The following is an 11,487-nucleotide window of genomic DNA, read 5'->3' as shown; positions in this document are numbered from 1 at the left end:
TACAGGCTGAGGCTGTGCCCGCGGAAAGCGTGCACAAAAAAGTGCCAACAAAGTCGGAGACTTTGTCGACACTCTGAAAGCTACCAATCATAAAATTGATTGGTAGCTTTAATATAATATATAAGTTTAGAAGAAACGTTTTACCGCTGTAGACATTGGAGGTAACTCCTCTAGGTCTAATTTTCCATCTTCTGTAATTGATCTAAATGCCCATTTACCATAATTCATTGCTTCATCCATCACAATCTTACCTGGTAAAGGCGCTGCAGTTTCATCAACGTACACATTGACAATTGTTGGACGGTCTTGTGACATTGCATCTTCAACTACTTCATCAATTCTATTTGGATCAGTTAATGTGTAACCAACGCCACCACAACTTTCAGCAAATTTTGCGTAATCAATATCTGTGAAATCAATTGCATATTCTAATTCACCAGCTGCTTGTTGTTCATATTTAATAAATGAAAGTTGTTGGTTATTTAATACAAAGAATGTCATTGGTAAGTCATATTGTACTGCTGTTGCAAAGTCTTGCATTACCATTTGGAATGCACCATCACCGGCAATACCGACAACTTGACGGTTAGGATATGCAGTTTTAGCAGCAATGGCACCTGGCAATGCACAACCCATTGTACCTAACCAACTAGATACAATAAATTTATTGTTAACTGTTAAGTTTAAATAACGCGTTGACCATACCGTTGACGTACCCACATCAATAGAAAAGATTGCATCGTCTGTTCTCACTTGGTTAATCGCATCCATTAGACGTTCTGGTCTAATTGGCTTACTGTTATCTTCTATATCTTTTGCCATCCATGCATCCCAAGTTGCTTTTCTTTCTAATGTTTTAGTTAAGAAGTCACGCTCTGATACATGTTTAACTGAATCTGTTAATTGTAGCAATGACAATTTACTGTCACCAACAATACCCACATTCACATCGAAACGATGGCCAATATTTTCAGCATTGTTATCAATTTGAATTGCTTTAATATTTTTCTTAGGTAAATAATCCACATAAGGATAATTCGTACCTATCATGATTAATAGGTCAGCATCTTGTATTGTTTGGTAAGATGTTTTCGTACCGATTTTACCTAGATTACCAATATTATAAGGATGCGCATCTGCTAATAAACCTTTCGCAGGTAGCGTAATAATTGAAGGGATTTTCACCGCTTCAATAAATTGAAGTAGTTCATCTTTGGCATGTTTAGCACCCATACCGACAAGTACTACTGGACGTTTACTTTTATTGATAAGCTTAGTTGCTTTTTTAATACTACGTGGTTTTGGTGTTACACGTGCTGGTGGCGCAGTGTCCACTTTTGTATTTGTTGTATCTTTAACTTTATTTGTTAATAAGTTATTCGGCAAGATTAATACGGCTACACCTTTTTTCTCATATGCAGTACGAATCGCTTCATTGACAATACCAAATATATCTTTGTCATTTTCAGATATTTGACGGTTATAAACTGACACGTCATCAACTAATTTGCTAATATCTGTTTCTTGGAATGCTTTCGTACCTAAAGCCGTGCTATCTGTTTGACCAGCTAAAATAAGTTGAGGTACATTGTCCATTTTTGCATCATACATACCATTAAGTAAGTGAATTACACCAGGACCACCAATACTCAATGCTACCCCAATTTTACCAGTCAATTTTGTATAACTTGAAGCAGTTAGACTTGCTACTTCTTCGTGTCTAACATTAACAAATTTAATATTATTTCTAACTGTTCTTAAACTATCTACGACTGCATCTATAGAATCTCCTGGAATACCATATAAATGATCAATATCCCATGCTTGCAACGCTTTTACTAATGCTTCATTTGCTTTTATTTTTGCCATTTTTAAAATAGCTCCTTTCAAATTTCAATCATTTTAAATCGTTGATTCTTTTGATGTTGTTTTCAGTAAAATATCTAGTTCGTTTTTAAAACTTAATATAATAAGAGGACGAGTATCGGTAAGACAATAGAACTTAATACGGCTGTTAAAATCATGCCGATAGAGCTAAAAGCACCCGACTCACCATCTATTTCAAATGCTTGTGCCGTACCAAATGCATGTGAAGCATTACCGTACGTTAAACCTTTTGCAATAGCGGTCTTAAATCTTCCCACTTTTAATAAATAAGACCCTAATATACTACCAATTAATCCTGTTGCGACGATAAACATAACAGTAATCGTATCTACCCCGCCCAGTTGATTTGAAACTTCTATACCAACTGCGGCAGTCATGGAGCGTGGTAACATCGTCATAATAACTTCTCTTGAATAACCTAATATTTTCAACAAGCAGAATATAAATACAAAGTTTAATATCACTGCTGAGAAGACACTACTGAATATGATATTGGCATGTTTTAATATTTTATGACGGTTCTGATATAACGGAAAAGCTAAACAAACCACTGTACAGTTTAATAGATAGTTAATCCATTGACCGCCAACCATATAACCTTGATAATCTACATTAAATAGAAGCAAGATAGCAATAATACCAATAGAAGATATGAGTGCTGGATTTAAAAAAGGGTTTTTAAATTTTTGCTGTAATTTTTTAGCTCCAACATACATAACAATTGTTAAGACAATCATTATCAAACCATTTAAAAGTGTCATCTAATCTTGTCCATTCCCATATTCCGTAGTTCTAACCATTTTCTCCGCTATAAACCCTGAAATTAAAGCAACACAGCAAGTTCCTAAAATAATCATTGCGAAGAATAAAATGAAATTTAAATTAATCTCAGATACGACATCCATGACGCCTACAACGGACGGTACAAAGAAAAATACCATAGTTGTTAAGAAAAAATTCGAACCTTTACTAACCCATTGTGATGGGATAATTTTAAATTGTAGTAAGAGAAAAAATAAGATTAAGCCTACGATACTTCCTGCAATTGGAATGTGCAGAACACTTTGCAAGACATTTCCAGCATACGTAATAGCCATAATCATTAATATTTGAAATAAAACTCTAACTACCTTTAGTGACATCTGCATTTTTATCATCCCTTTATCGTCATTTTTATTTGGTGTTTTGTTGATTACATATACTAGTATAAGCCCGTACGTAATATAATAAAAATATTGATTATCAATGACACCTATTACTTTTATTCATGTAAGCGATTGAGCCTATTATATTTCATTATATTAAATACTAAAATTAAACTTTTAATATTTACCCTTTTCATTCAAAAGTCTTTGTTATCACAACACTTACATGACTTTGTATTTGATTATTTACGTTGTTGTAAACAAAACAAGGGCAGGAAGAAATCAAAATTTGATTTCTTCCTGCCCTCTCAAGACTGACTAGAAAAACGATAAGCTATATAAGTACTTTTTATAATCGTTGTTTCATAAATTCAATCCACTTTTTAGTCGCATGGCTTAAATATTTATCCTTCTTCCATATAACGCCTAACTCCCAACGCATTGCTGGGTCATCAATTTTTATACTTTTAAAATTACCATCAAGTAAATTCACAATATTCTCTGGTAAGATACTCACACCAAGATGTGCACTTAATAAATTTTCAATAAAGTTCCACTGAGAAATTTTAGAAATTGTATTTGGCACAAATCCTGAATTTTTAGCCGATTCAATAATTTTGTCATTTAAATAGAAATCTTCATTAAATAGTATAAAGTCCTCATCTTTTAACATACTCATGTCTACTTGTTCATAATTCGCCAATCTGTGCTCTTTATTCAATACGAGTTTCAATTCTTCTTCGTATAGTAACACAGAATGAAAAATGGACTGATCTACTGGAATTGTGGTGATACCAATATCAAGCTCATCTTTAATTAACTGAGTCTCAATCATCTTCCCGCCATTTTCCACTAAATTGTATGTTACATTTGGATATTTCTGATGAAACTCACCAAGTATATGAATAAACTTATTCATGTTCATCACTGCAGATAAACCTATACTGATATGACCTGTTTCTAAACCAAGTAGACTATTAACCTCTCTAGGCAAATCATTATAGAGTGTTAAAATTTCTTTGCTTTTTTGATAAAACACTCTTCCTGCATCAGTCAATGCAAGTTGTCGTTTACTGCGATCGAAAAGTGTCATGTTCAATTCTTTTTCTAAATCTTTTATCGCTTTACTAATTGTTGGCTGAGCAATATATAAAGATTTGGAAGCATTTGTCATACTATTTTGGTTTACAACTTCAACAAAATACTTCATCTGTTTAATATCCATGCACGTTCTCCTCTACTTGAAACATAATTAATACTTTCCAGTATACGTTTAAATTTCAATATTTCAATATTAACTCGTTACAAAAACGTTAACACACAGACCCTTATTACTTTTAAATACTTATCGAAAACGAACCCTAAACATGAAAAATGCACTCCTAAAAATTGAAACTACATTCAACTTTGGAGCGCATTTATTTTTCAATATATTCGGATAATTTTAATTAATCAGATATATATCTATAAACTGAGTTCATATTATATTATTTACCTTGCTACACTGGTATTAAATACAACTGTTACAAATCAACATGATGACTGATTTTAAAACACAATGCTGTATTATGTTAAGTTCGCTTCTTCTTCTTTTCTATTTTGTTCAATTTCTTCTTCACTTAATCCTATAATTTTAAAACCGATATATCCAAATATAATAGATATGATTGGTACTGTGTAATTTAAAATTGCATAAGGCGCATATTCTATAACAGACACACCTAATGTTGAAGCAATAAATACACCACATGTATTCCATGGTACAAATACAGACGTTAACGTACCGCCATCTTCTAAAGCTCTGGATAAATTTTTAGCATGTAAATTTTTCTTTTTAAATGCCCCAGCGTACATTCTAGATGGGACGATAATGGATATGTATTGTTCGGAACATGTAAAGTTTGTACCAATACATGACACTATTACAGATGCAATTAATGATCCAGTAGTTTTAGCAAATTTTAAAATAACTGAAATTAATGCAGTTAACATGCCTGAATATTCAAGTACGCCACCAAATGTCATTGCGACAAGTGTAAGTGAAATCGTATAGAACATCGATTCTAAACCACCACGGTTAAATAATTCATCAACCAGTGAATTGCCTGATTCAATCGTGTAACCTGTTTGTAGTGCTGTTAACCCCTCTACAATGGAATCACCTTGTATAAACAGTTGCGCGAAGAACCCTAATATAATACCTACGCAAATCGATGGGATTGCTGGTACTTTGACTACTACAAGTGCGATAACTGCCAATGGTACTATGAGTAACCACGGTGTAATCACAAAACTATCTTGCATCGTAGTCAGTATTTCATCTATATTTTTGGTATCAAAATTTTTATCACCAAAACGTATACCGATAAAGAAAAATGCGACTAGTGATATTACCAAAGCTGGTATCGTCGTAAAAAACATGTGTTGGATATGTTCAAATAAATTAACACCAGACAAACCAGAAGCTAAATTTGTCGTATCAGATAATGGGCTCATTTTATCTCCAAAGTAAGCACCACAGATGACTGCGCCTGCAACCATGCCTGGTGATATACCCATGCTCAGGCCAATACCCATAGATGCTACCCCTACTGTCGCCATCGTAGACCAACTACTACCTATAGCTAAAGCTACAATACCACACAGTACAATTACTACGACTAAGAAATATCTCGGGTCGATTAACTGAAGTCCGTAATAAATCATAGTAGCTACTACACCACTACCTATCCACGAACCAATAACTAAACCTACAAGAATAATGATTACAATAGCAGGTAACGCATGTCGAATCCCCTTATACATCATTTCTTCTACTTCGCTAAACGCGTATCCATGTAACATGGTTATAATAATCGCAACTGCCGTACCAATCATTAATGGTATATGAGGCTCTTTTTCAAGCACAGCTACCGTAAATAACATTGAAGTTATCATAATGATTAAAGTAATTAAAGCAGACGTAAGTCCTAATTCTTTCTTTGTCCTAATCTTTTCGCCATTATTTTTAGTTTTCTTATTAAAAATAGTAGGCACCCCCTTTGTTATTTTATATCATACTTAACTTTTTATGCGCTTTCAACAGCGTATTTATTATTTAAAGGTAGTTATTATCACATTTGTAGTTATTTTACATTATCCAAATCACTTTTTTTATACACATAGGTCACTATTTTTTACAACTCGCTTTTTTTATAAAATAATACGCCAAATTATATTTCCCGATTTTTATTAAAGGGCATTACTACGTATTAAGAACATTAATATAGAAAAAATGTAACTCCGAGTCGAAGTTACATTTTTTCTATATCTATTTATTCAGTTGAAAATTAATGAAATTGATAACTATGATGGCCTTTAGCAAAACCTTTAGCAGTAAATAACCAAGAGTCCCCACCCATTTCTATATCGTTCGCACTAATAATTAATTGATCTGTGCCAGGAATAAAGGCAGGATGCGTTGATCTCAACATGTGTCCTTGGTCACGTCCTGGTATCAAGATTTGACCTATTGGATAGCCTTTTTTATTAAAAACAAGTACTCTTCCTTGGCCATACATTGCCACATAAAGGTTGTCATCGCTATCAATGCAACAAGAGTCTGGGCCTTCATGTCCTGTGAAGTGATAAGGAATAGAGGCACCAAATGGCGCAATCGTAACACCATCACCCAATAAATCTATTCGATGTAATCGATTTGCATTTGTCTCTGTAACCCACAATGTTTTTTCATCAGTACTTAAGGCCACACCATTGGCCACAGCAAGATTTTGAATGACAGGTGTAATCGTTTTATAATCTGGTGACACATAATATACGCCACCTTTAGGGTTTGTAGAATAACCACGAAAATCTGTAAAATAAAATCCACCTTTGCTATCAAATACTAAATCGTCAACGCAATATTCAGTATCAATATCTGAAACAATTGGAACTTCTTGTTCTCCTTCTGAATCTACTGCGAAGATGCCTCCTGAGCTTTCAAAATCTCCCAAATAGCAAACAAAAAGTCTTCCATCTTTATGTATTTTAACTGCTGCTGGATTTTGTTTTTGTGATTGAAATAGTGTTGTCACTTTTTTCTCTGGTAAAGCTACGTGAAAGACTGTGCCTCCAAATACTTCACATAAAATTAAATTTCCATCTTTATCAAAGCATAGCCCTTCAAGTTGTAAACCTTCATCAGAAATTTTTAACCATTGTTCTGCCGTAACCGTTTGGATATCCGCTTCATGTGCAAGTATTGGCACAGCTGTACTTGCATTCCCTTTATACGATAATGCCGGAATGTCGTTATTTTTCATTATTCATACCCCTTTTCTACTTTTTCTTATATAACAAGTATATGATAGTATTTTCTTAAAATAAAATCATAACCGTAGCATTGCGTATTAGAAATAACGTTTAACATTTTAATCAGAGACATCTATTTCTGTTCAGACTAAGCACGCTAAAAGGGAGTAGACATTATTATGTCTCCCCCCTAATATATCCAACTATGGTTCAATGATAACTATCAAATTGAAAGTGCTTTATATATGCTACTTCTATTCGTTCTCTCTTAATTGGTCTAACAATTGCTGTGCTGTAGCTGTATTGGCTCTTGGCTCATCTTTCAACATATCTGCGACTTGTGCGATTTCTTTACCTTCTGCACCCACGACAATGGCTAATGATTTATACTGTAAGCTCATATGTCCTTTTTGGATACCTTCTGATACTAATGCACGACAAGCAGCAAAGTTTTGTGCCAAGCCAACAGCAGCAACTACATGTCCAAGTTGTTCAGCGGAATCTACTTTCATTAAATCTAGCGCTGTTTTAGCAATTGGTAACACTTTTGTACCGCCACCGACTGTCGCTAATGTCATAGGAACTTCAATCGTCCCAACTAATGTCTGACGTTGCTCATCATAATGCCATGTTGCTAAGCCACGATACTGACCATCTTTGCTTGCATATGCATGTGCAGTTGCTTCAACACCACGTGTGTCATTACCTGTTGCCAAGACCACAGCGTGGATACCATTCATTACACCTTTATTATGCGTAGCTGCACGGTGAATGTCTACTTGAGCTAATACAGAAGCACGTTCCATACGTTTCGCTACTTCTTGTCCATTGCGGCCACCCTTGGATAAAGCGGAAACTTCAATTTCACCTTGTACTTTAACTACTGACGCTGTCGCATGGTTAGATAAAATACTCATTAAAATATCAATATTGTCTAATTCATTTTTTAAATAAGCTGTAATACCTTCTAAAATTGTATTCAGCATGTTCGCACCCATAGCATCTTTTGTATCTACAAATACTTTTAATGACAATAAGCCTTCCGCTGAAAACGTGTCGATTTCTATGCGGCGGTAGCCCCCGTCTCTTTCTATAATTGAAGGATATACTTCGTCAGCAATTTGTTTGATTTGTGGTTCTAGCTGATTAATTTTTTGTGCAAGTGCCTGTGTATCATTTACGCCATCAAAAACAATTTGGCCAATCATTAAGCGTTCACTAGATACCACTTTGAAACCACCCGTTTGATTGACAAGTTTAGCGCCATAGCTTGCAGCCGCAACAACTGAAGGTTCTTCTACCATCATTGGCACGACATATGCTTTTTGATCAACAATAATTTCTGGTAGTAATCCTACAGGTAAAGAACCTTGGCCAATCACATTTTCAATTAGACTATTCGCAATCTCTTCAGGAATAAGTGGGTTATTTAGCAACACCGCTTTATTTTCATTACTTAACCAACCTTTTTGAACAAGTTGCTCTAATTTCTCTTCACGAGATAAATGACGAAATGACTTATCTAACGCTTCCATTATTTATTCCCCTTTTCAATTTCTAGTGCTATACCTAAGCCGCCGCCAATACAAGCAGTAGCGATACCACTTTGTTTACCTTCTTGAGACAATACATTCACAAGTGTCGTCACCAAGCGTGTACCAGTTGCACCGATTGGATGACCCAACGCAATCGCACCACCATATAGATTGAGTTTTTCTTCAGCTATGCCTAAATTATCTCGAACAGGAATACTTTGTGATGCAAATGCTTCAGTCATTTCAACAACATCTACATCATCAATATGTTTACCTGTCTTATCTAATAATTTTGTAACTGCATGATAGGGTGCATAACCCATATAATCGGGGTCACAACCTATTTCAGCATGCTCTCCTAGAAGTGCTAAAATTTCATGTCCTTGTTCTTTTGCATAAGCTGCGTCCATTAAGATAATCGTTGAACCACCATCATTAATACTAGAAGCATTACCACCAGTAACTGTGCCATTTTCTTTGAAAATTGTTTTTAAAGTTGCAAGTTTTTCTATACTCGTATTACCACGTATACCTTCATCACTTGTCATCCATTCACCATTTACGTCTTTTAACGGTACGATTTCATTATCAAATTTACCCGCTTCAGTCGCTTGATGTGCTTTTTGATGAGAATCATTTGCAAATTTATCTTGTTGTTCACGTGTCACATCGTATTTCTCAGCTATTTTTTCTGCTGTAATGCCCATTGGCACATTTGAAAAAGCATCTGTTAAACCGTCATGCATAAAGCTTTGAACAGGTGATTCTCCCTCTTTTAAAATAAGTTGTGGTGCGTTCGTCATACTTTCTACGCCACCAACTGCAACTACTTTCGCTTCTCCCAATTGGATCGCTTGTTTACCGAGGATAATTGATTTTAGTCCTGAGCCACACACTTCATTAATTGTCATAGCTGGCGTTGTATTCGGTACACCTGCATTGATACTAATTTGACGCGCTGGATTTTGTCCACTTCCACTTTGTAACACATTGCCATAAATGACTTGATCTATTGTATTTGGATCCAATTTAATTGCTTCTATCGCTGCTTTTAATGTTTTCTTTCCGAGTTCAACTGCTGAATAATTACTTAATTTCCCTTTAAATCTTCCAATTGGTGTACGTTTTGCACTTACGATTGCTATTTTATTCATTTTCAATCTCCTTTATTTACAGTTAATTTTAAATCATTGTATTTTATAAGCGTGATTTGGTATGATACAGGTGCTTATTTATATATAGAAAGGTGTCGATACGCTTTATGACAATTGGTATTGATCAAATTAATTTTTACGTTCCAAGATTTTATGTAGATATGGCTAAACTTGCAGAATCACGCCAAGTTGACCCAAATAAATTTCTACTTGGCATTGGCCAAAATGAAATGGCAGTTAGTCCAGTAAGCCAAGATATTGTTACAATGGGCGCAAATGCCGCAAAAGACATCGTTACTGATGAAGATAAAAAACAAATCAGTATGGTTATTGTTGCAACAGAATCTGCAATTGATTCTGCGAAAGCTTCAGCAGTACAAATACATAACTTGCTTGGCATTCAACCATTTGCACGTTGTATTGAAATGAAAGAAGCTTGCTATGCTGCAACACCAGCAATTCAATTAGCTAAAGATTATTTAGCGCAACGTCCAGATGAAAAAGTATTAGTTATCGCTAGCGATACTGCACGTTACGGTTTAAACTCTGGTGGCGAACCTACACAAGGTGCAGGTGCAGTTGCTATGATAATATCACAAAACCCACGTATTCTTGAACTAAATGATGACGCAGTTGCCTTCACTGAAGATGTCTATGATTTTTGGCGTCCAAGTGGACAACCATATCCTCTCGTTGATGGTGCATTATCTAAAGATGCTTACATTCATTCGTTCCAAGAAAGCTGGAATGAATATGCTCGTCGCTACAATAAAACATTAGATAATTTTAAATCATTATGTTTCCACGTACCATTTACTAAAATGGGTAAAAAAGCACTTGACTCAATTTTAACAGATTCTGTTGATGAACAAACAAAAGCGCGCTTAACTTCTGGTTATGAAGATGCTACATATTATAATCGTTATGTAGGTAACATCTATACTGGCTCTTTATACTTAAGTTTGATTTCATTATTAGAAACACATGACCTGTCTGCAGATGATACAATCGGACTATTCAGTTATGGTTCTGGTTCTGTAGGCGAGTTCTTTAGTGGTAAAATTGTAAAAGGCTACCAAGATGCACTTGATATTCAAGGACATAAAGACCTTTTAAACAACCGTACTGAAGTTTCAGTTGAAACATATGAATCTTTCTTCAAACGTTTTGATAATTTAGAATTCGATCACGAAACTGAATTAGCTGATGAGCAAAAGAATATTTTCTATCTTGAAAGTATTAATGATCATATCCGTAATTATAATACCTTAAATTAAATCTGAAATCACTTAATCGTATCATGATTAAGGTACATAATTTAAATTATGTGCTGAGACGTCTTAACTGAATTTAGATAAATTTATGTATATAAAAAAGGGAGTGGGACAGAAATCTAATTTTTCTAATAAAATTTCGTCGTCCCACCCCGGCACAGCTGACTAGAATTGAAAAAAGCTTGATATAAGCGCATTT

Annotated in this window: 9 protein-coding genes; 1 reads left to right on the top strand and 8 read right to left on the bottom strand. The window is 34.6% G+C overall.

The genetic code is table 11. The features are described from left to right. Positions 1-126 precede the first annotated feature (126 nt). From AST02_RS13715 to AST02_RS13680, 8 genes are all read right to left on the bottom strand, one after another. A complete protein-coding gene (locus AST02_RS13715; RefSeq protein ID WP_069818244.1) occupies positions 127-1,869 on the bottom strand; it encodes a pyruvate oxidase in 1,743 nt (580 codons plus the stop codon). A gap of 92 nt (positions 1,870-1,961) precedes the next feature. Further along, entirely contained in the window at positions 1,962-2,648 is a 687-nt protein-coding gene (locus tag AST02_RS13710) for an LrgB family protein (protein WP_069818243.1), read from the bottom strand. After that, complete coding sequence (locus AST02_RS13705; protein WP_002511542.1) at positions 2,649-3,035, bottom strand: CidA/LrgA family protein; 387 nt, start codon at positions 3,033-3,035, stop codon at positions 2,649-2,651. 346 nt (positions 3,036-3,381) lie between these two features. After that, positions 3,382-4,257: a cidABC operon transcriptional activator CidR gene (gene cidR, locus AST02_RS13700; RefSeq protein WP_069818242.1), complete on the bottom strand. Its 876-nt coding sequence runs from the start codon at positions 4,255-4,257 to the stop codon at positions 3,382-3,384. 341 nt (positions 4,258-4,598) lie between these two features. Next, entirely contained in the window at positions 4,599-6,068 is a 1,470-nt protein-coding gene (gene nhaC, locus AST02_RS13695; protein ID WP_069818241.1) for a Na+/H+ antiporter NhaC, read from the bottom strand. 293 nt (positions 6,069-6,361) lie between these two features. Beyond that, complete coding sequence (locus AST02_RS13690; protein ID WP_069818240.1) at positions 6,362-7,336, bottom strand: SMP-30/gluconolactonase/LRE family protein; 975 nt, start codon at positions 7,334-7,336, stop codon at positions 6,362-6,364. Between the two features lie 243 nt (positions 7,337-7,579). Further along, positions 7,580-8,860 (bottom strand): hydroxymethylglutaryl-CoA reductase, degradative, encoded by a 1,281-nt coding sequence (locus tag AST02_RS13685; protein WP_069818239.1) that lies wholly within the window; start codon positions 8,858-8,860, stop codon positions 7,580-7,582. Continuing rightward, positions 8,860-10,014: a thiolase family protein gene (locus AST02_RS13680; protein WP_069818238.1), complete on the bottom strand. Its 1,155-nt coding sequence runs from the start codon at positions 10,012-10,014 to the stop codon at positions 8,860-8,862. Before AST02_RS13680 ends, AST02_RS13685 begins: the two co-directional genes overlap by 1 nt. 107 nt (positions 10,015-10,121) lie before the next feature. On the opposite strand from AST02_RS13680, the gene AST02_RS13675 reads away from it, so the two are divergent. Further along, a complete protein-coding gene (locus AST02_RS13675; RefSeq protein ID WP_069818237.1) occupies positions 10,122-11,291 on the top strand; it encodes a hydroxymethylglutaryl-CoA synthase in 1,170 nt (389 codons plus the stop codon). Positions 11,292-11,487 lie beyond the last annotated feature (196 nt).

It is taken from the genome of Staphylococcus equorum (assembly GCF_001747895.1).
In the GTDB taxonomy this organism is placed as follows: Bacteria; Bacillota; Bacilli; order Staphylococcales; family Staphylococcaceae; genus Staphylococcus; species Staphylococcus equorum_A.
The sequence above is the reverse complement of the archived record's forward strand: the minus strand, read 5'-3'. Positions and strand labels throughout refer to the sequence as shown.

What these genes read in the sequence shown, in the direction of transcription:
- AST02_RS13715 (WP_069818244.1), bottom strand. Translation starts at nt 1,869, where the DNA reads ATGGCAAAAATAAAAGCAAATGAAGCATTAGTAAAAGCGTTGCAAGCA.
- AST02_RS13710 (WP_069818243.1), bottom strand. Translation starts at nt 2,648, where the DNA reads ATGACACTTTTAAATGGTTTGATAATGATTGTCTTAACAATTGTTATG.
- AST02_RS13705 (WP_002511542.1), bottom strand. Translation starts at nt 3,035, where the DNA reads ATGCAGATGTCACTAAAGGTAGTTAGAGTTTTATTTCAAATATTAATG.
- cidR (WP_069818242.1), bottom strand. Translation starts at nt 4,257, where the DNA reads ATGGATATTAAACAGATGAAGTATTTTGTTGAAGTTGTAAACCAAAAT.
- AST02_RS13690 (WP_069818240.1), bottom strand. Translation starts at nt 7,336, where the DNA reads ATGAAAAATAACGACATTCCGGCATTATCGTATAAAGGGAATGCAAGT.
- AST02_RS13685 (WP_069818239.1), bottom strand. Translation starts at nt 8,860, where the DNA reads ATGGAAGCGTTAGATAAGTCATTTCGTCATTTATCTCGTGAAGAGAAA.
- AST02_RS13680 (WP_069818238.1), bottom strand. Translation starts at nt 10,014, where the DNA reads ATGAATAAAATAGCAATCGTAAGTGCAAAACGTACACCAATTGGAAGA.
- AST02_RS13675 (WP_069818237.1), top strand. Translation starts at nt 10,122, where the DNA reads ATGACAATTGGTATTGATCAAATTAATTTTTACGTTCCAAGATTTTAT.